Origin of the sequence: Bradyrhizobium sp. UBA2491, from assembly GCF_002341725.1 — a bacterium.
Lineage (GTDB): Bacteria > Pseudomonadota > Alphaproteobacteria > Rhizobiales > Xanthobacteraceae > Bradyrhizobium.
Genome location: NZ_DDOP01000023.1, coordinates 154,017 through 173,569 on the forward strand (window position 1 = coordinate 154,017; position 19,553 = coordinate 173,569).

Genomic DNA, 19,553 nt, shown 5'->3' on the forward strand with positions numbered 1-19,553 from the left:
GCACTGGCATGAATGCAACTTTCCAACTTACAAGCAGGTTGGACTGTTTTTATTTTCTATGCAATCCCGTATTCGTATGCTAGTGCACGATCCAATCGATGCGGCGATCAGCATCGCACCAGGGAGCGGAAGACGCGTGGCGGAAACGATCAATGACATCGTGATCGCGGGAGCCGGACAAGCCGGCGCACGGGCCGCGGAAGCGATGCGGGCGCGCGGCTTCAAGGGCTCGATCACGATGATCGGCGAGGAACCTCACCTCCCCTACGAACGCCCGCAACTGTCCAAGGCCCTGCTGCAATCGTCCGACACGCCCGTCGCCTACATCAAGCCGTCCCGCGACTGGACCCAGACGCTGGATGTCAGGATCGAGACCGGTGCCGCGGTGATCGATTGCGATGCCGATCGCCGGACGGTGTCGACCGCGGACGGGCGGAGCTTTGCGTTCGACCGCCTCCTGCTCGCGACCGGCACTCGGCCGCGGCGTCTTTCCGTGCTGGAGGACGCCGAGATCGACGTCCAGTATCTCCGCAACGTTGACGATGCGCTCGGCTTCCGCCGTCACATCCAGGCACGCTCGCGCATCGCGATCGTCGGCGGCGGGGTCATCGGCCTGGAAGCCGCTTGCGCCGCGGCCAAGGGCGGCTGCCGTGTCACGGTGATCGAAAGCGACGAGCGGCTGCTGTCGCGCGCCTTCCCTGCCCTGGTCAGCGATCTCGTCGCCACGAGGCACCGCAATCACGGCGTGACGTTCGTGTTCGGCGCGACGGTCGCCGGCAGCGCTCCCGGCTCCGTCCGGCTGAGCAATGGCGCGACGATCGCCGCCGATCTGGTGCTGGTCGGCATCGGCGTTGCCCCGTCGGGCGATCTCGCCGCGCGGCTTGGCTTGCCGTGCGCGGAGGGCGTCGCCGTGGATGCAAGCGGTCGCACCGCGGTCCCCGATGTCTTCTGCGCGGGCGATGCCGCCCTGCAATGGAGCCGCTGTCACGGCCGCGCCATTCGCGTCGAGACCTGGGCGAATGCCCAGAATCAGGCGATCGCGGTCGCCGCCAACATGATCGGCGAGACCAGGGAATACAGCGACCCGCCGTGGTTCTGGACCGACCAGTACGACCTCAACATCCAGGTGACCGGCGATATGCGCGACGCCGACCACATCGCACGCGGCGATCCGACTGGCGGACGGTTCTCTATCATCGCCTTGCGCGGCAATGAGCTGGTCGGCGCCTTATCGGTGAACGCGGCCAAGGACATGGCCATGCTGCGCCGGATCATTGCGGCGGGCGCAACACCGCTGCGCGCCGATCTGGAGTCACCGCGCTACGACCTGCGCGCCGCGTTGAAGCCACAATGAATTCGAGGGAGGGACTGCAATGAACGCGTTCCAGCGAATGAACACCGCGCTGATGGTCGACGAATCCAGGCAGATCTTCAAGGTCTCGCGCCAGGCCTTCGTCGATCCGGACATTCTCGAAGCCGAGCGGTCGCGCATCTTCGACAAATGCTGGCTCTATCTCGGCCATGCCTCGGAGTTGCAGAAGCCCGGCGACTTCGTCACCCGCCAGGTCGGCGGTCGCAACATCCTGTTCGCGCGCGACGCCAAGGGGACCCTGCGCGCGATGTTCAACACCTGCCCGCACCGCGGCGCCCAGGTGTGCCGCGAAAAACACGGCAACGCCAAATCCTTCCAGTGCTTCTATCACGGCTGGGTGTTCGGGCTCGACGGCGCGCTGCGCAGCCAGCCGGGCGAAGCCTCGTACGCGCCCGATTTCAAGGAGCGCAGCACCTCCAACATGCAGCTTGTGCCGCGGTTCGAGACGTTTCGCGATTTCTGCTTCGTCTGTTTCGATCGGAATGCCGAGCCGCTCGACAGCTATCTCGGCGCGGTCAAGGAATATCTCGACGTGATCGCCGACCAGGCCGAGATGGGCATGACCATCGTCGGCGGCACGCAGGAATATTCGATGCGCGCCAACTGGAAGCTGCTCACCGAGAACTCGATCGACGGCTATCACGCGCTCACCACCCATGCGACCTACTTCGACTATCTGAAGGCCACCAATGGCGGCCTTGCGCCGGTGCCGCTCGAGGGGGCCGCGCGCGATCTCGGCAACGGACATGCGGTGCTGGAGTACAAGGCGCCGTGGGGACGCCCGGTCGCCCAGTGGGTCCCGATGTGGGGCGAAGACGGCAAGCGCGAGATCGCCCGGCTCTATCAGGGCCTGGTCGCGCGCTACGGCGAGGAGCGCGCCAAGCGCATCGCGCTCTACAACCGCAATTTGTTCGTATTCCCCAACCTCGTCGTCAACGACATCATGGCGGTGACGATCCGCACCTATTATCCGCAGGCGCCAGACTTCATGACCGTCAGCGCCTGGGCACTGGCGCCGAAGGAGGAGACCGACTGGGCGCGCAAGTATCGCCTGTTCAACTTCCTCGAATTCCTCGGCCCCGGCGGCTTCGCTACTCCTGATGATGTCGAGGCCCTCGAGCAGTGCCAGCGCGGCTTCCGCAACGCCACCGAAGCGCAGTGGAACGACATCTCCAAGGGCATGGGCAAGGAAACGCCGGCCTATGACGACGAGCTGCAAATGCGGGCGTTCTGGTCGAACTGGAACAGGCACGTGTTCGCGGCGTCGGCGTAAGGGAGACGACAATGGAAAATATCGTGCGCGCCGATGTCGAGGATTTCCTGTTCGCCGAGGCCGAGTTACTCGACGAGTGGCGCCTGCCCGAATGGCTCGAGCTGTTCACGGAAGACGCGATCTACTACGTACCATCCACCGACGTCCCCGCGGACTCCTCGCCCGACAAGAACCTGTTCTATGTCGCAGACGACCGCTTCCGCCTCAGCGAGCGCGTCAAGCGCTTGATGAAGCGCACGGCGCATGCCGAGTTCCCGCATTCGCGGACCCGCCATCTCGTCAGCAATGTCCGGATCCGCGGCCGCAGCGACGACGAGATCGAGGTCGCCGCCGCCTTCATCACCTACCGCACCAAGGACGGCGTCACGGACACCTATTTCGGCAGCAACCGCTACCGGCTGGTGGTCGAGGGTGGCCGGCTGCGGATCAAGGAGAAGCGCTGCCTGCTCGACAGCGAAGGCCTGCGCACGCAGGGCCGCGTCAGTATCATCCTCTAGGAAACATCCGGTCGTGGACAACAAGCTGAAGAACAACGTCGCTGTGGTGACGGGCGCCGCGAAGGGCATCGGCCTTGCGATCGCCGAGCGGCTGGCAAGCGACGGCGCCAGGCTGGTGCTGGCCGATCTCGATCAGGCCGGGCTGGATCAGGCGGCGGCCGACCTCGCCAGTCGTTTCGACACCGAAGTCGCAACCCAGTCTGGCGACCTCGCCGATCAGGAGATCGCCGGCAAGACCATCAAGCTCGCCAGTGACCGGTTTGGCCGTCTCGACATCCTCGTCAACAATGCCGGCGGCGGCATCATCAAGCCGTTTGCGGAGCACACCCCGCAGACGCTGAAGACCACGATCGACCGCAATCTGTGGACCGTGCTGTGGTGCTCCTGGTATGCGGTGCCGCAGATGCGACAGCAGGCCTACGGGCGCATCATCAATCTCGGCGCAGATTCCGTGCGCAACGGATTGTGGGACCACGCCGCCTACAATGCGGCCAAGGGCGGCGTGCATGGCCTCACCACCGGAATGGCGCGCGAGTTCGCCAAGGACGGCATCACCGTGAATACGGTGGCGCCTTGCGCGGTGAACACGCCGCAGATGGTCGCCATCAGCAAGAGCGACCCGGCCCTTGCCGCCAAATTCGTCAGCGTCATCCCGATGGGCCGGCCGGCCGAAATGGAGGAAGTCGCCTCGATGGTCTCCTATCTCGCGTCAGCCGAAGCGTCGTTCGTGACCGGACAGGTCATCAGCGTCAACGGCGGCAGCACCATGCTGTGAGGTTTGCCATGGCTGAAACAGTCGTCCTCTGTGCCGCCGATCAGGTTGTCGAAGGCGAGATCAAGCAGGCGCCGCTGCCCGACGGCACCAACGTCGCCCTGTATCGCATCGCCGGCATGATCTACGCCACGGCGGACATGTGCACCCATGGCGAAGCCTCGCTGGCGGAGGAAGGCATCATCAGCGGCAAGATCGTCGAATGCACCTTCCACTTCGGAACCTTCGACGTCACCACCGGCGAGCCGACCGGCATGCCCTGCGAGATTCCCTTGAAGACCTATCCCATCACGGTCGTGGATGGGCAGGTCCAGATCGAGGTGTGACATGGCTCCCCGTCCCGGTCGCGCTCCCGCGCCTCTCAAATTTGCCCGCCGAGCGCTGGCGCCGCCGCGCCGGCGCACGCAGGCCGAACGGACAGCGGAAACCCGGCTCCGCATCTTGAAGGCTGCGGCCAACCTGATCCGGCGCCGCGGCTACGCACGGTTCCGGACCGCCGAAGTCGCCGCCGAGGCCGGCGTCTCGCGCGGCGCACAGCTCCATCACTTTCCGACCAAGGATTCCCTGGTGGTCGCCACGCTCGAACATGTGTTCGAGCAAGCCCAGGTCGTCAGCCGGCGCCGCGCCGCGGCAATCAATCGACCGCGCGACCTTGTCGAGGCAGTCATCGAGGACGCCAAGGAGTTCTTCTTCAGCCAGCACTTCATGGTGGCGATCGACATCGTCCTTTCGACCTCCACGGACCAGGCCGTCCGCAAGCGGATCCTCGACATTTCCCGCAAGGCACGCCGTCCGGTCGAGGGCGCCTGGACCGAGGCACTGGTCGCGGGCGGCGTACCGGCGGCGGTCGCCGGTGACATCGTGGCGCTCACGCTCGGCGTCGTGCGCGGCATGGCGCTGCGCACGCTCTGGGACAACGATCCGAACTGGTTCGATCAGTTGTTCGGGCTCTGGCGGCAGATGATCAGGATCTTCCTAGAAGCGGAACAGAAGCGTGGACGGTTGCGATGAGGACCACTGCGAGGGAGGCAACGACGCCGATCACGTCGGTGTGCTACGTCCGGGCCGCGGTTGGCGAGCCGCAGGCCGGCGCCCGTTTCGCCTCCGAGATCTTCGGCTTGCAGCCGGTTCCGACCCACGACGGTGAATTTGCCTTTCGCTCCGACGATCGCTATCGCACCGTGAGCCTCGGCCGCGATGAAGATGGCGGCAGCATCGGCGTCGAGGTCTGGGACGATGCCGCATTGCTGGAGATCGGCGAACGGCTGCGCGCGCAAGGCTTCGCCGCAATAGCCGCAAGCCCCGAGCAATGCCGCCGAAGGTACGTCCAATCGGCGCTCCTCGCCACCGACGCATCCGGCAATCGCATTGATCTCGTGACCCGCCCGACCCGCAGCGGCAGGCGATATTTCCCGACCCGCGACGCCGGCATCGTGCAATTCCACGGCATCGGCCTGTGCAGCACGGAGCCCGTCCGCGATCTCGCCTTTTGGCGCCTGCTCGGCGCCGACGTCTCGGACTGGGTCGGCGACATCGCCTATTTGCGGATCGACGACATGCATCACCGCGTTGCGCTTCACCCGTCCAAGCGCAACGGGCTTCTCTACGTGGCATTCGAGGTCGAGGGCCTCGATCAGATCATGCAGAACAACTACTTCATGCAGGACCACCAGATCAGGATATTGCAGGGCCCTGGTCGGCAGGCGGCCTCCCGCCAGACATTCCTGCACGTCGAAGGACCAGGCGGCCTGGTCTTTTCCTATGTCAACGGCATGGCGAGATACGGCGACAGGCCGCGGCCGGCGCGGCAATTCCCGCTGACGGCGACGTCCCTCTGCGATTGGGGCAGCGAGTGCAAGGACGTACCGGAGTTGACTCCACCAACCGACCAGGAGGGCTAAGACATGATTCAGCTCAAGGACGTGAGTTACGTCCGTCTCGGCTCACCGGACCTCGAATCCGCCGAGCGCTTCGCCACGACCTGCCTCGGGCTGCAAGTCGGCGAACGCGGCAGGAAAGACCTCTACCTTCGGTCGGACGATCGCGCCCACACGCTGTGCTATTCGGAAGGGGACCCAGGCAGCCAGACTGTCGGCTTCGAGGTGGAGGATGAGGCAAGTCTACAGGACGCTGCGTCAACCCTGGAGTCGCTCGGACATGCCGTTCATACCGGCACCGCCCACGAGGTCGAACAGCGCAGGGTCAAGGCATTCATCGGGTTCCGTGATCCGACGGGAAACCACATCGAACTCGTCGTCCGCCCCGAGCGCAGCGGACGGCGGTATTTTGCAAGCCGCGATGCCGGGATCACCGGGTTCAGCCATATCGGGCTCAATTCGACCGATCCGGTGCGCGACGAGCAATTCTGGACGCAGGTTTGCAACGCCCGCGTCAGCGACCGGATCGGCGACATCCCCCTCATGCGCGTCAACGCCATCCACCACACCATCGCGCTGGTGCGGGCTCCGAACGCCGGCATCCAGCACATCAATCACCAGGTCGGAAGTAGCGACGATGTGCTTCGGTCATACTACTTCCTCAATGAGAAGTGCGTGCCGATCGTGTTCGGCCCGGGGAGACATCCGACATCGGGTGCGAGGTTCCTCTACTTCAAGGGACCTGACGGGATGATCTTCGAGTATTCCGTTGGTGTAGACGAGATCGAGGACGAGGCGACGCACCGGCCGCGGCAGTTCGGCTTCGAGCCCACCAGCTTCTGCATGTGGGGCGCGAAGCCAGCCGGCATGGTACTTCCGAGCAAATAGCATTCGGCTCGTGTCAGGCGCGCGATTCCTGTAGTGGGCGCAAAGTCCGGGCGGCCGCGTTAGAGCCTTTCCCGTTCCGACGGAATCGGAACGGGGCTCCAGGTTCTTGTCTGTGACGCGTTTTCTTCACGCGAACCGGTCTCCACTTCGCTCGACAACGCTCTCCCCATCAACCGACAATCGGTCACGGCCAGATCGCGTTCAGCAGTTCGGCCAGCCTTGCGCCACCCTTGGCGAGTTGCCTGCGCTTGATGGCGTCGACGGCGTGCAGATAGTCCATGTGATTGTCGAACGCGACGACCCATTTGGACCGCGCCGGCGGCACTGTCGGCCCGAAGCTGAGCCCCTTGAAGGCGTCATGCGCGACCAGCAGCGTGTCGGTCGCCCAGGCCACCGGCCAGCCATCCGGGGCGCCCGGGCTTGGCGGGACCAGTCTCGCAGCATCCATCAGTTCACCGGTGGCGGCATCGCCGAGGTCGGTCGGGATGTCATCCCATTCGCGGTGCAGATTGATGGTCTGGAATGGCACCGCGACGCCGTCCTGGATCGCGTTCCCGCCGATCGTATCGGTGAGCGGATCGACCTGATGGGTGGCGTCAGGATCGACCGGCTGACCGCCGGGATCGAGATAGACCGCGCCGACATGCAGCGGCTGGTGCAGATCGCCGATCAGGTGCGCGAGCAGCAAGAGGGCTTCCTTCTTGTCCCGGATCGAGAACGGGAACGGCGGCGGGATCGGCCGGTCCTGGAGCACCGCGATGGCAGCGCTGATCGCCGCGACCAGATCGTGCGGATTGGTGCCCTGGAGGGCGCGGTCGAAGCTGTTGCGCTGGATCGCGACGTCGACGAAATGGAAGGTGTTGTGGCAACCGCGCTCGAAGCCGTCGGGCTTGTAGGAGCAGGTCGACCAGTTGCGCGCGACATAGTCCACCATGCGCGCCCTCTCCCGCGCCGAATTGAACGGCGTGCAGGGCACCTCATATTCCAGATGTTCGGGGTCCACCTCGTAGTGAAACCGGCCGTCATCGTGCCGGGCGACGCTTTTGACGCAGTCGAGCCATGGGGCGGCCTTGCGCAGGTCGATGCCATGCGCGTCGCCCTCATTGAGGAGCCTCTCGACCTGAGCCTTGGCGGCGGGCTTCAGCAGGTGGTCGGCGATCGCGCCGACGACGCGATGGCCCTCATAACCCCAAGCCGAGGCACCGGTCGGCCATAGCGCGACCGGGACCAGCGAGCCGAGCAGCCACCCCAAGGCAACGACCATTCTCAACATCGCGCGACCTCGCAACTTCTGGAGCGTCCTGTGGTTGTCCGATACTGGCGCAACAATCATACGACAGTGTGGGTCCGGGGTCGTTCATGCAGTCGTGCGTGGCCATGATCCGGCATCTGCGCTAGCTTTGAGTCGGTCTCACAGACGGAGGATGTCATGATCCGACTGATCTCCATTGTTTGCGTCGCCGTCGGCATCACCGTCACCATGCCCGCGAGCTTCGGCCGCGGCGGAGGTGGCGGAATGCACCACGCGGCCATGACTGCCGCCCTTCACGTCGATACGCCGGGAACCAACTCGTCGGGCACCGCCTTGTCCGCCTCGGGCATCGGCAGTTCTACCCGGGGCGTATCGCTTGGCACCAACCCCGCGATCGCCCGTGAGGACGCCGCGGTCGCAAAACTGGTGAAGGGATCGATCTGCCGGGGCTGCTGAGCGCGGCATCGGCTAAAGCGAGATGCGATGAGGTCGAATCGTCATCTCGCTTTAGCTTCTTGTTTGCGCATGATCTTTTCGGAAAACCGCTTCGCACTTTCCCGGATCATGCTCTAGCGCCCCCTGAAATGCGGCGGCCGCCGTCCAAGGAAGGCCGCGACGCCCTCCTTGTGGTCTTCGGTCAGGCTCGCCAGCGCAAACTGGTCGAGGTCCATGTGGCTGGCGAGATCGTCCAGCGCATGCGCCAGCCGGTTGACGGTCAGCTTGGTCATCGCGACCGAGATCGGCGGCTGCGCGGCGACCTTGGCCGCCAGCGCCATCGCGGCCTCGAAGGACTTGCCGGGATCGGCCAGCTGCTCCACCAGGCCCCATTGACAGGCCTCGTCGGCGGAGATCCGGTCGTCGGCCAGGATCACCGCCTGTTTGGTGCGGGCCGGTCCCATCAGGTGCAGCATGCGCGGTACGCTTTGCCAGCTCATGTTCATGCCGAGCGCGATCTCCGGCACCCGCATATGCGCGTCGCGCGCCATCACCCGGAAATCCAGCGCCACCGCCAGCGCCACGCCGCCGCCGACGCAGAAGCCTTCGATGGCACCGATCGTGACCTGCTCCATGTCCTGCCAGGCCCGCGTCAGCCGCGGCCCGAGCTTCAGGTGCCGGCGCAGCGCGCCGATATCCATGGTCTGGCGCGAACGTCCCTCGGCATCCTTGAGGTCGAAGCCGGCGCTGAACGATTTGCTGCCGCCGGTCAGCACCACCACCGAGGTCCCGCCGTCATCCTCGAAGCTGCGCGCCGCATCGGTCAATTGCCGCAGCGCGTCGGGCGAAAGCGCGTTGATGCCGTCGCCGCGGTCAAACCGCACCACTGCGATTCGCCCTTCCGGTCCGAGGCCCTTCTCAATCGTCACATAGTCAGCCATGCATACCTCCCTGCTCGCATTGTTGTGTACTGCTTGCCTCGACATAACACGGCCGTTTCGCCTATTCTCTGGGCATGAGCGAACATGATCACCACCACCACGATCACGACCATTCCGAGTTGTCGGAGACCGAACTGCGCGTCCGCGCGCTGGAATCGATCCTGACCGAAAAGGGCTATATCGAGCCCGCGGCGCTCGATGCCATCGTGCAGGCCTATGAGACCAAGATCGGCCCGCATAACGGCGCCCGCGTCGTCGCCAAGGCCTGGAGCGATCCTGGGTTCAAACAGGCCCTGCTCGAGGACGCCACCAAGGCGGTCGGCACCCTCGGCCATGTCAGCCGGGTCGGCGACCATCTGGTCGCGATCGAGAACACACCTGGCCGTCACAACATGGTCGTTTGCACACTTTGCTCCTGCTACCCCTGGGAAATGCTCGGGCTGCCGCCGGTCTGGTACAAGGCCTCGCCGTATCGCTCACGCGCGGTCAAGGATCCGCGCGGCGTGCTCGCCGATTTCGGCGTCAGCCTGCCAAAGGACACGGAAATCCGGGTCTGGGACTCGACCGCCGAGACGCGCTTCCTGGTGCTGCCGATGCGGCCCGCAGGCACCGAGGGCTGGAGTGAGGAGCAACTCGCCGAGCTCGTGACGCGTGATTCCATGATCGGCACTGGATTTCCGAAGACGCCGGGAGCGCCATCGTGAACGGCGTCCACGACATGGGCGGCATGGACGGGTTCGGCAAGGTCGAGCCCGAGCCGAACGAGCCGATGTTCCATGAGGAATGGGAATCGCGGGTGCTGGCCATGGTCCGCGCCATGGGCGCGGCCGGCGCCTTCAACATCGACGCCTCGCGGTTCTATCGTGAAACCCTGCCCCCGCAGGTCTATCTGTCGAGCTCCTATTACAAGAAGTGGCTGCTCGGGCTCGAAGCCCTGCTGCTCGACAAGGGCTATATCTCCAAGGACGATGTCGACGCCGGGCATGCCGTTGCGCCGGCGAAGTCGCTCAAGCACGGCAAGTTCTCGACTGCCGATATCGAGCGCATCATGGTGCGCGGCAAGTTCGGCCGCACCGCACCGGCGGCCGCGAAGTTCAAGGCCGGCGACCGCGTACGGGCCAAGAACATTCATCCTGCGACCCACACACGGCTGCCGCGCTATGTGCGAGGTCATGTCGGGATTGTCGAGCGTGATCACGGCTGTCACGTGTTCCCCGACACGGTGGCCAACGACGCCGGCGAGCATCCGCAATGGCTGTACACCGTCGTGTTCGACGGACGCGAGCTGTGGGGACCGGATTCCGATCCGACCATCAAGGTCTCGATCGACGCCTTCGAACCGTATCTGGAGGCGGTCTGATGGAGGCCGGTGCCGCCGCACGCGCGACCAGCGCCGTCTCCAGCATTCCCCGCGACCAGGACGGCCCGGTGTTTCGTGCGCCCTGGGAAGCGCAGGCGTTCGCGATGGCATTGACGCTGCATGACCGCGGCGTGTTCACCTGGACCGAGTGGGCCGCTGCGCTTGCCGACCAGATCAAGCGCGCGCAGGCGGCCGGCGATCCCGACACCGGCGAGACCTATTACCAGCATTGGCTGGCGACACTCGAACACCTCGTCGCCGCCAAGGGCGTCACGACGCAGGACATGCTGCATCGCTACCGCGACGCCTGGGACCGCGCCGCCGACCGCACCCCGCACGGCAAGCCGATCGAGCTGACGGCCGGGGATTTCGCTTAGCATTCACAGCTGTCGGCGCGGCGAAAGCATATGGCTATCAACTGCGCGACTTCTGAATAATCGAAAAATACGGCTGATTTGCCCGACGTGTCAAGCGATCCCTGTCGAGCGCCGACAGCGGACGGCTGCTTTGCATGGGGTTGTTTTCAATATATTGGCGGCGTGCCCCTGCGACGCGGCGCTGTAGGCAGTGCTGGGACCGGTAGCGTCGAGCAAATCAGCGATCGGCGCCGCCGCCCTGGGCGACATATTCGCGCCAGCCCTTGGCGCGTAGGCTACAGGCCGGGCATTCGCCGCAGCCATAGCCCCAGTCGTGCTGCGCGCCGCGTTCGCCAAGATAGCAGGTGTGGGAGTGTTCGCGGATCAGATCGACCAGCCCTGCCCCGCCGAGCTCGTGCGCCAGCCGCCAGGTCGCGGCCTTGTCGAGCCACATCAGCGGCGTGTGCAGCTCGAAATCCCGGGCCATGCCGAGGTTGAGCGCCGATCGCAGCGCCTTGATGGTCTCGTCGCGGCAGTCCGGATAGCCGGAATAGTCGGTCTCGCACATGCCGCCGATGATGTGGCGGATGCCGCGCCGGTAGGCCAGCGCCGCGGCGAAGGTGAGGAACACGAGGTTGCGGCCGGGCACGAAGGTGTTGGGCAGACCGTCAGCGCCCATTTCGATGGCGACGTCGCGGGTCAGCGCGGTATCGGATATCTCCGAGAGCGTCGGGATCGCGAGCGTGTGGTTGTCGCCGAGTTTTGCCGCCCAATCCGGCCGCACAGACCTGATGCCGTCCAGCAGGCGGTCGCGGCAGTCGAGCTCGATCGCGTGGCGCTGGCCATAGGTGAAGCCGAGCATTTCGACGCGCGCAAAGCGGTCCAACGCCCAGGCAAGGCAGGTGGTGGAATCCTGGCCGCCGGAAAACAGCACCAGCGCCGTCTCGGAATTGTTCTGATGGGTCATGGAACGGGCTTTACCACTCCTGGAAGCCACGGCCAATCGGTGGACAGCGCCGTGATTCCGGCGCGTTTTTCTGGGATCGGCGGGGCCGATTTGGCATAACGCTTCTACCCTTCACAGTCCGGTGTCCCATGACCCCTTCCCGCGACATTTCCCGCCTGATCGAGATCATGGCCGCGCTGCGGACGCCGGTGACCGGCTGCCCCTGGGATCTCATCCAGAACTTCGAGACTATTGCGCCTTACACGATCGAGGAAGCCTACGAGGTCGCGGACGCCATCACGCGCGGCGATTTCGAGGACCTGCGCGACGAGCTCGGCGACCTCCTGCTCCAGGTGGTCTACCACGCGCAGATGGCCGAGGAGCGGAACGCGTTCGCGTTCGGCGACGTGGTCGAGGCGATCACGACGAAGATGATCCGCCGCCATCCGCATGTGTTCGCCGACAAGGACGGCAACATCCAGCCGGCTGGCGTCAAGAGCGCCTGGGAGCGTATCAAGGCCGAGGAGAAGGCCGAACGCGCCGCGCGGCGGCCGCCGGAGGAGACCGCCCACAAATCGCTGCTGGCCAGCGTGAAGGCGGGCCTTCCTCCGCTCGCCCGCGCGATCGAGTTGCAGCGCAAGGCGTCCACCGTCGGCTTCGACTGGAACGACCCGCGCGCCGTGCTCGCCAAGATTCGCGAGGAAGCCGACGAGATCGAAGCCGCGCTCGACCGCAACGACAGGCAGGAGATCGCCGAGGAGACCGGCGACCTGATGTTCGCGCTGGTCAACCTCGCCCGCCACGTCGACGCCGACCCGGAGACGGCGTTGCGCGCGACCAACGCCAAATTCGAGCGTCGGTTTGCCTATATCGAGAAGGCGCTGGCGGCGAAGGGCCGTTCGCTCGACGACGCAACGCTGGAGGAGATGGATGCGTTGTGGAACGAGGCGAAGTCCGCGACAAGGCCGGCCGATGACGCCTCACGATGATCGTGGGCTGAACACGCCGATCCGCTGACCGGTGAAGCTTCCGACCCAGATTTGCTCGCCAACCAGTATGGCTCCGGTCGCGCCGCCAAAGCCCTCGGCTGCCGCGCCTGCCTCGTCCATCGTGATCAGGGACTCGAACGCGAGGCTGACCGGATCGAGCCGACCGACCCTGAATGCCAGCGGGCAGCGATCGCCGCGCGCTTCGCAGCCGAACAGGACCTCCGGCCGCGTGGATTGCCCCGCGAGCAGAAGACGCCGATCGGCCGTCCAGCGCAAATTGTCCGGCAGGAAATCCATCGCGGCGCTCGTGACCGCCCGACCGTCGTGGTCGAGCCGCCAGATCCGACGCGCGGCCCATTCGCAGACGATGACGAAACCATCGTGCGACACGGCAATGCCGTTGGCGCCGGACATCGGCTGATCGCCGAAGCGGCTCCAGCCATTGGCCTGCGACCAGCGCCATACCTGCCCGGTCGGCTCGGCGCGGGCAAACCGCGACAACAACTCGCGGTCGGTCGGATCGAACATGCTGGTCATGACGAAGCCGCCATCCGGCAGATGCGCCACTGCGTTCGCCGACGTCCGCGGCGGCTGCACCAGCCGCTCCCCCGCTGCAACGAAAGGCCCCTCCTCGTCGAGCTCGAGCACCAGCCGGTCGATTGCTTCGCCGCCACCGTGATCGACCACCAACAGCTCGAACGCATCATCGGCCAGGCGCCGCACCGCGATTCCGTGCGGATCGAAGACGTCAGGTCCGAGCCGCGCCTGCTGTGCGGCAGGCGCCCAACGCAGCTCCGTGGCGTGTGATGGCCGCACGGTATCGACCTTGAAGAGGCCGCCGGCATGGACCGCAGATCGCATGCAGCTGACGATGATCCAAGACGTTCCCGGCAGCTCGACCAGGTCCTCTGGATGCCATACGCCGTCGACAAATCCGCTCAGTTGGTAGCTTGCATGATCCATGTAGGACTCTCGTGCCATCGTTCGCGCCTCGGTGAATTCAATGGAAACGAGCATAGAAAACCGGTGGCCGCCGATCATCGGGCAGAAACTCGCGACATCAGCGACCGGAATTCGCTAATCTGCCGCCATGGAAGATCCTCCATCACTCGCTACCTTCGTCACCGTCGCCGAGACGCTGAGCTTCGCGGCCGCCGCGCGAAAGCTCGGGCTATCGCCATCCGCAACCGGAAAAGCCATCGCCGCGCTCGAGGCGCAGCTCGGCGTGCGCCTGTTCACGCGCACGACGCGGCGGGTCAGCCTGACGCCCGAGGGCGAGTTGCTGCTCGCCCGCGCCCGGCGGCTGCAAGACGACTGGCGCGAGACCACCGAATTGCTGTCCGCATCGGCCGGCGAGCCGCAGGGCCTGCTGCGCATCAGCCTTCCGGCCGTCGGCTATCGTTTCCTGTCGCCGCATCTCGAGGATTTCACACGGGCGCATCCGAAAATCCGGCTCGATCTGGATTTCGATGACCGGATCAGGGACCTGGTGTCGGAGGGCTTTGACCTCGCGATCCGCAGCGGCGCCCAGCCTGATTCCGGCATGATGTCGCGCAAGCTGCCGCCGTTCCTGCTGTCGGTTTATGCCGCGCCGTCATACCTCGCCGCATACGGAGAACCTCGCGATCGCGCCGCGCTGTCGGCGCATCGCCTGATCCGCTTTCGCCATCCCGATACGGACGTGCTGCAACCATGGCATTTCGCCAGCGGCATGCATGCTGCGGTCGAAGACACGCCACCGCATGTCATCTGCTCGAATATCGAAGCGGTGCGCGCGGCGACGATCGCGGGCCTCGGCCTCGCCTGGGCTCCCGATTTCCTGATGCGCGATGCGATGGACGCCGGGCGGCTGCGCAGCGTGTTGCCGGCCGAGGCGATCCAAGCCGCATTCTGGCTGCTTTGGCCGGCCGGCCGCTACGGTTCGGCGCGGCTGCGCGCCTTCATCGATTTTGCGGCCAGCAGGCTGTTCGCGGCGTGAGGGCGCCTACAACAGCGTCCCACGCAGGATCACAGCGGCAACGCCGAAATAGATCACGAGCCCCGTCACGTCGACCAGCGTCGCGACGAACGGCGCGGATGCGCTCGCCGGATCGAAGCCGATGCGCTTGAGGATGAACGGCAGCATCGATCCGCACAGCGAGCCGAAGGTGACGATTCCGACAAGGGCTGCGCCGACGGTGGCGGCCACCAGCACCCAATGCGGGCCGTAGTCGAACAGGCCCATCGTCTGCCACACCGTGATCCTGACAATGCCGATCAGGCCCAGGATGGAGCCGAGCACGATGCCGGTCGGCAGTTCGCGCACCGCGACGCGCCACCAGTCGCGCAGCCGCACCTCGTGCAGCGCCAGCGAGCGGATCAGAAGCGAGGTCGCTTGCGAGCCGGAGTTGCCGCCCGAGCTCATGATCAGCGGGATGAAAAGCGTGAGCACGATCGCCTTCTCGAGCTCGCTCTGGTACGACTGCATCGCGGTCGCGGTCAGCATTTCCGACAGGAACAGCGCGCACAGCCAGCCGGCGCGCTTCTTGATCATCTCGCCAAAGCCGATCCGCAAATACGGCTCGTCGATCGCCTCCATGCCGCCGAACTTCTGGGCGTCCTCGGTCGATTCCTCGACGATGGCATCGATCACGTCGTCAACCGTGACGATGCCGAGGATATGGCCTGGGCCATCGACCACCGCGACGGCCAGCAGATCGTAGCGCGAGATCAGCCGCGCCGCTTCCATGCGGTCGGCCTCGGGTGAGATCATCAGTGGCTTCCGCGCCGGCGCCGCGGTCAGGACGTTGGCGTGCGGGTCGGCCGAGATCAGGCGGCGCAGCGGCACGGCCTGGATCAGGGTCTTCTTGACCGGATCGACCACGAAGATCGAATAGACCGTCTCGCGGGTACGCTCGACCATCCGGATGTGATGCAGCACCTCGGCGATGGTCCAGTTCGCGGGCACGCTGACGAACTCGGTCGTCATGATGCTGCCGGCGCTGCGCTCGGGATAGGCCAAGAGCCCCGAGATGACGTTGCGGGTCTCCGGATTGAGGCCGTTCAGCAGCGTGGTGCGCAGCGGCTCGACCAGTTCCTTGAAGATGTCGGCTGCGCGGTCGTCGGAGACGCCGGATAGCAAGGAAACGGCGGCGTCCTGCGGCAGCTCGGCGAGGATCTCGCAGGTGTTGTCGAGCCCGGGCAGGTCGAGCACCTCGATTGCCTTCTCAGCGGGCAGCGAGCGCAGCAACTTGGCGGCGTCCGCCGGTTCCCGGGCGTTGAGGGCATCGACGATCTCGGGGGCTCGCGCATGGGCAAGATCCCCGTTCTGGCCGGCGAGCATCTCCTTCGTGTTGATTTCGCTGGAGTCCTGCATCGATTGCCCTCGCCTTTGCGTCCAGCAGCGCAATGAACCAAGGCGGCGCAGATTTCAAACGGAAAGTGCGGCGGCACGTCGCAGGCCCACCGCAGTGAGGCCGTGTCACGGCACCGTCACATTGCAGGGGGTGCCGGGTCGCGCGCCGAAGGGGCCGGTGTCAGGCCCGGCTGAACAGTTTCGCCGCGTCTTCCACCGCCTGGCGCGCGGCGGCGTAGTCAGGCGTTTCGTTGTCGTCGTTGAAGCCGAAATAGTCGTTTTCGCCGACCGGCTGAACGACGATGCCGTCGCGCCGGCCGAGGACGCTGAGGTTACGGTAGAAGACGCCGTAACTGACATCCGGCTGAGGGATCAGCCAGGCGATCTGGCCGCGCACCGGAACGATGCTCTCGTCGCGAAACAACGCACGGGCGCCGTAGCCGGTGCAATTGACAATGACGGTCTCGCGGATCTTCGAAAGATCGGAGGGCGCGTGCAGCTCGATCGGCACGAACAGTCCTCCGGCGCGTTGAAACTCCGCCTCGAGCTCACGGTAGAGATCCGTGACGTTGTAGGTGAGCGAGGCGCTCTTCCAGGCATATGGCGCGGGAAACGGGTTCGACCCGGCGGCCAGCAGGTCCCAGCGCGGCGTGAGCGACCGGATGCGGCCGCGCAATTCGAGGAATTTCTTCTGGCCGTCAGCCGCGGCATGCTGACGCCGGTGCGGACGGCCGTCGGCATCGGGAGCATCGTCGGATAGCAGATAGCGGTCCGTCCATTCGATCGGATTGCCGGCAAGACCGAGATAGCTTTGATGGCTGGCAAAGGTGGTGCGCGCCATCCGCTCCCAGCGGTCGGCGAAGTCCGGCGCGACGTCGGCCTCCATCGCGATGCGCGAATCCGGCGACCAGTCCCCGGTCGCGCGCGCCGAGCGCACCTGAGGGAAACGCTCCTTGGCGTAGATCGTGACGGTGGCGCCCATCCGCTGGGCCGTGATCGCGGTGGTCAGGCCGATCGCGCCGGCGCCGAGAACCGCGATGTTGCGCGTGCTCAATTGCAGAGCGAGCGGCACCGCCTCCTGTGCGGCGCCCCAGGATAGCGACCAGCCGCTGCCGCCGTGGCCATAGTTGTGGACGACATATTTCGTGTCGATCCATTCCGCCTCGATGCGCGGTCCGGCGGCGCGGAAGGGGCGCAGGCACACGGTGACGCGGAACATGCGGTCCGGCCGCGCAAGGACCGGCCGGAGCGCGGGGGCGTCGACGAACCCAGCGTTGTCGGCGGCCCCACGTGTTGAAATCCCAGCGACAGCGGCACTCGCCAGGCCGCCGCCGAGAAACCTTCGACGATTGAACATCGATCCCCCTTGCCGCAGCGGACTTCCGGGACGCTACGTCCCGTGCGGCAGAGCATCGAATCGTGACATGACGATGTCGCGCTTGGTCTCGTCGACGCGCACGGTCATGTCGAACCGCTCGCCACGCAGCTCCTTGCTCAGGACCTCGGCATTGCGGTGCAGCCAGCTGATCCCGGCGCCATCGGCGGCGTCGATCGACAGATCGAGCGTGATGCGCTTGGCCGCGAGGCGATCCTCGATCGCGGTCAACAATGCGTCGATCCCCTCGCCGGTCACGGCCGAGACCAGGAAACACGGCCGCTCCGGCGGACGGCGCGCGGCGATGTTGCGGAGGTTGTCCCGCTCCTCGGGATCGAAACGGTCGATCTTGTTCCAGACCTCGATGATGCGCTGGCCGCCGTCGGCGTCGGCATCGATGCCGAGCTGGCGCAGCACACCCTCGACATCGCGCTCCTGCGCCTCGGCATCCTCGTGCGAGATGTCGCGGACATGCAGGATGATGTCGGCCTCCAGCACCTCCTCCAGCGTGGCGCGAAACGCGGCCACCAGCTGGGTCGGCAGATTGGAGATGAAGCCGACGGTGTCCGACAGCATCGCCTTGCCGCCATGCGGCAGGCTGAGCGCGCGGAGCGTCGGGTCGAGCGTGGCGAACAGCATGTCGGCTGCCTGCACGTCGGCCCGGGTCAGCCGATTGAACAGGGTCGACTTGCCGGCATTGGTGTAGCCGACCAGCGCCACCACACGGTAAGGCACGCGCTGGCGGCCGGCGCGGTGCAGCCGTCGCGTCGCCTGCACCTTCTTCAACTCGCCCTCGAGCTTGGTGATGCGCTCGCTGATCAGGCGGCGGTCGGCTTCGATCTGGGTCTCGCCGGGACCACCCATGAAGCCGAAGCCGCCGCGCTGGCGCTCGAGATGGGTCCAGGACCGCACCAGACGGCTGCGCTGGTAGTTGAGATGGGCGAGCTCGACCTGCAGCGCGCCCTCCTTGGTCTTGGCGCGGCGGCCGAAGATTTCCAGGATCAGGCCGGTGCGGTCGAGCACCTTGGTGCTCCAGGCCTTCTCGAGATTGCGCTGCTGGATCGGCGACAGCGCGCAATCCATCACCACAAGCTCGACCTTGTTGCTGGCGACGAGGCCGTTGATCTCCTCGACCTTGCCCTTGCCGAGATAGGTGGCAGGCCGGATCTGGCTGATCGGCGCGATGACCGATTCCACCACGGTGAGATCGATCGCACCGGCAAGGCCGGCGGCCTCCTCGATTCGCGCTTCATAGTCGCGGACAGAGGACTCCGTTTGCGCATCGCCGTCGCCGCGGCGCGTGCGCAGGTACGGGCCGATGACGATCACCCGCCCGGTGCCAGTGTCCCCCGCCGACCCGGGCCTAGACTTGGTCCGCTCGGCGCCCCCTTCACGATCGAAGGGTTCCAATCACTTCACTCTCAAGCCGGTGCGTCCTCACCACCCTCGAACAGCTGAATCGGAGCCCCAGGCATGATGGTCGAGATTGCGTGCTTGTAGACCAGCTGCGAATGACCATCGCGCCGCAACAGCAAGCAGAAATTGTCGAACCAAGTGACAATGCCCTGCAGCTTGACTCCGTTGACCAGAAATATCGTCAGTGGCGTTTTTGTCTTACGAACGTGATTAAGGAAGGTGTCTTGTAGATTTTGTGCGCGGTCTGCCGCCATTGTTTTTGTCCCGCAAGCTTGTGCTTCTTTTTATTGAACCGGTTGCTGCTCTCTGACGGAGCCTCCTCCGGCTGCCCGCCTGCCCTGAGATCCCCCTCTGGCAGGCGTAGCGGTAGGATTAGAGGCTACGCGCGGTTTTAAGGCAAGCCGGTTCGCGTAACAGTCGGTAGGAACACGGTGGCATTTCTAAGAAAGGGCGGGGAAAGAGACGAATAT

The 19,553-nt window shown here is 65.4% G+C and carries 22 protein-coding genes; 14 read left to right on the forward strand and 8 right to left on the reverse strand.

The features are described 5' to 3' along the window. Positions 1-136 precede the first annotated feature (136 nt). The 8 genes from B2W55_RS07475 (at position 137) to B2W55_RS07510 (ending at position 6,679) form a co-directional block, all read left to right on the forward strand. Complete coding sequence (locus tag B2W55_RS07475) at positions 137-1,354, forward strand: NAD(P)/FAD-dependent oxidoreductase (RefSeq protein WP_024584156.1); 1,218 nt, start codon at positions 137-139, stop codon at positions 1,352-1,354. 19 nt (positions 1,355-1,373) lie between these two features. After that, positions 1,374-2,645, forward strand: coding sequence for an aromatic ring-hydroxylating oxygenase subunit alpha (locus B2W55_RS07480; protein WP_035636850.1), 1,272 nt, complete (start codon positions 1,374-1,376; stop codon positions 2,643-2,645). 11 nt (positions 2,646-2,656) lie between these two features. Further along, positions 2,657-3,142: an aromatic-ring-hydroxylating dioxygenase subunit beta gene (locus B2W55_RS07485; RefSeq protein WP_024584158.1), complete on the forward strand. Its 486-nt coding sequence runs from the start codon at positions 2,657-2,659 to the stop codon at positions 3,140-3,142. Between the two features lie 13 nt (positions 3,143-3,155). Continuing rightward, entirely contained in the window at positions 3,156-3,917 is a 762-nt protein-coding gene (locus B2W55_RS07490) for an SDR family oxidoreductase (RefSeq protein ID WP_024584159.1), read from the forward strand. 8 nt (positions 3,918-3,925) lie between these two features. Further along, positions 3,926-4,240 carry a non-heme iron oxygenase ferredoxin subunit gene (locus B2W55_RS07495; protein ID WP_024584160.1) on the forward strand — a complete coding sequence of 105 codons (315 nt, stop codon included), beginning with the start codon at positions 3,926-3,928 and terminating at the stop codon, positions 4,238-4,240. Between the two features lie 115 nt (positions 4,241-4,355). Further along, positions 4,356-4,925, forward strand: coding sequence for a TetR/AcrR family transcriptional regulator (locus tag B2W55_RS07500; protein WP_051404364.1), 570 nt, complete (start codon positions 4,356-4,358; stop codon positions 4,923-4,925). Further along, positions 4,922-5,815: a VOC family protein gene (locus B2W55_RS07505; RefSeq protein WP_024584162.1), complete on the forward strand. Its 894-nt coding sequence runs from the start codon at positions 4,922-4,924 to the stop codon at positions 5,813-5,815. Before B2W55_RS07500 ends, B2W55_RS07505 begins: the two co-directional genes overlap by 4 nt. Before the next feature lie 3 nt (positions 5,816-5,818). After that, on the forward strand, positions 5,819-6,679 hold the full coding sequence (locus tag B2W55_RS07510; protein ID WP_024584163.1) for a VOC family protein: 861 nt from the start codon (positions 5,819-5,821) through the stop codon (positions 6,677-6,679). Positions 6,680-6,863: 184 nt separating this feature from the next. On the opposite strand, the gene B2W55_RS07515 is transcribed toward B2W55_RS07510, so the two are convergent. After that, entirely contained in the window at positions 6,864-7,943 is a 1,080-nt protein-coding gene (locus B2W55_RS07515; RefSeq protein ID WP_024584164.1) for a S1/P1 nuclease, read from the reverse strand. Between the two features lie 165 nt (positions 7,944-8,108). Here B2W55_RS07515 and B2W55_RS07520 point away from each other — a divergent pair, with 165 nt between their 5' ends. Continuing rightward, the gene (locus B2W55_RS07520; protein ID WP_051404365.1) at positions 8,109-8,387 is read left to right on the forward strand and encodes a hypothetical protein; all 279 of its coding nucleotides are present in this window, start codon (positions 8,109-8,111) and stop codon (positions 8,385-8,387) included. 113 nt (positions 8,388-8,500) lie between these two features. On the opposite strand, the gene B2W55_RS07525 is transcribed toward B2W55_RS07520, so the two are convergent. Then, positions 8,501-9,307, reverse strand: coding sequence for an enoyl-CoA hydratase/isomerase family protein (locus tag B2W55_RS07525; protein ID WP_024584166.1), 807 nt, complete (start codon positions 9,305-9,307; stop codon positions 8,501-8,503). 74 nt (positions 9,308-9,381) lie between these two features. On the opposite strand from B2W55_RS07525, the gene nthA reads away from it, so the two are divergent. Genes nthA through B2W55_RS07540 form a run of 3 tightly spaced genes read left to right on the forward strand, consistent with a single transcriptional unit; the run spans position 9,382 to position 11,044 of the window. After that, positions 9,382-10,011 (forward strand): nitrile hydratase subunit alpha, encoded by a 630-nt coding sequence (gene nthA / locus B2W55_RS07530; RefSeq protein ID WP_024584167.1) that lies wholly within the window; start codon positions 9,382-9,384, stop codon positions 10,009-10,011. After that, positions 10,008-10,667 carry a nitrile hydratase subunit beta gene (gene nthB, locus B2W55_RS07535; RefSeq protein WP_024584168.1) on the forward strand — a complete coding sequence of 220 codons (660 nt, stop codon included), beginning with the start codon at positions 10,008-10,010 and terminating at the stop codon, positions 10,665-10,667. The genes nthA and nthB overlap by 4 nt, the downstream gene beginning before the upstream one ends. Next, positions 10,667-11,044, forward strand: a complete 378-nt coding sequence (locus B2W55_RS07540; RefSeq protein WP_024584169.1) for a nitrile hydratase accessory protein — start codon at positions 10,667-10,669, stop codon at positions 11,042-11,044. Before nthB ends, B2W55_RS07540 begins: the two co-directional genes overlap by 1 nt. Before the next feature lie 217 nt (positions 11,045-11,261). Here the strand turns inward: B2W55_RS07540 and queC are convergent, their stop codons facing one another. Next, complete coding sequence (queC, locus tag B2W55_RS07545; RefSeq protein WP_024584170.1) at positions 11,262-11,990, reverse strand: 7-cyano-7-deazaguanine synthase QueC; 729 nt, start codon at positions 11,988-11,990, stop codon at positions 11,262-11,264. A gap of 128 nt (positions 11,991-12,118) precedes the next feature. Here queC and mazG point away from each other — a divergent pair, with 128 nt between their 5' ends. After that, complete coding sequence (mazG, locus tag B2W55_RS07550; RefSeq protein WP_024584171.1) at positions 12,119-12,958, forward strand: nucleoside triphosphate pyrophosphohydrolase; 840 nt, start codon at positions 12,119-12,121, stop codon at positions 12,956-12,958. On the opposite strand, the gene B2W55_RS07555 is transcribed toward mazG, so the two are convergent. After that, the gene (locus B2W55_RS07555) at positions 12,950-13,921 is read right to left on the reverse strand and encodes a hypothetical protein (RefSeq protein WP_024584172.1); all 972 of its coding nucleotides are present in this window, start codon (positions 13,919-13,921) and stop codon (positions 12,950-12,952) included. The genes mazG and B2W55_RS07555 overlap by 9 nt on opposite strands. 127 nt (positions 13,922-14,048) lie before the next feature. Between B2W55_RS07555 and B2W55_RS07560 the strand changes: the two genes are divergently transcribed. Then, on the forward strand, positions 14,049-14,936 hold the full coding sequence (locus B2W55_RS07560; protein ID WP_029879962.1) for a LysR family transcriptional regulator: 888 nt from the start codon (positions 14,049-14,051) through the stop codon (positions 14,934-14,936). A 6-nt stretch (positions 14,937-14,942) separates the two neighbouring features. Here the strand turns inward: B2W55_RS07560 and mgtE are convergent, their stop codons facing one another. From mgtE to hfq, 4 genes are all read right to left on the reverse strand, one after another. Further along, entirely contained in the window at positions 14,943-16,313 is a 1,371-nt protein-coding gene (mgtE, locus tag B2W55_RS07565; RefSeq protein WP_024584173.1) for a magnesium transporter, read from the reverse strand. A gap of 160 nt (positions 16,314-16,473) precedes the next feature. Continuing rightward, a complete protein-coding gene (locus tag B2W55_RS07570) occupies positions 16,474-17,511 on the reverse strand; it encodes an FAD-dependent oxidoreductase (RefSeq protein WP_200894389.1) in 1,038 nt (345 codons plus the stop codon). A gap of 171 nt (positions 17,512-17,682) precedes the next feature. Then, positions 17,683-19,077: a GTPase HflX gene (gene hflX, locus B2W55_RS07575; protein WP_024584175.1), complete on the reverse strand. Its 1,395-nt coding sequence runs from the start codon at positions 19,075-19,077 to the stop codon at positions 17,683-17,685. Between the two features lie 11 nt (positions 19,078-19,088). Then, positions 19,089-19,337 carry an RNA chaperone Hfq gene (hfq, locus tag B2W55_RS07580; protein ID WP_006020546.1) on the reverse strand — a complete coding sequence of 83 codons (249 nt, stop codon included), beginning with the start codon at positions 19,335-19,337 and terminating at the stop codon, positions 19,089-19,091. Between the last annotated feature and the right edge of the window lie 216 nt (positions 19,338-19,553).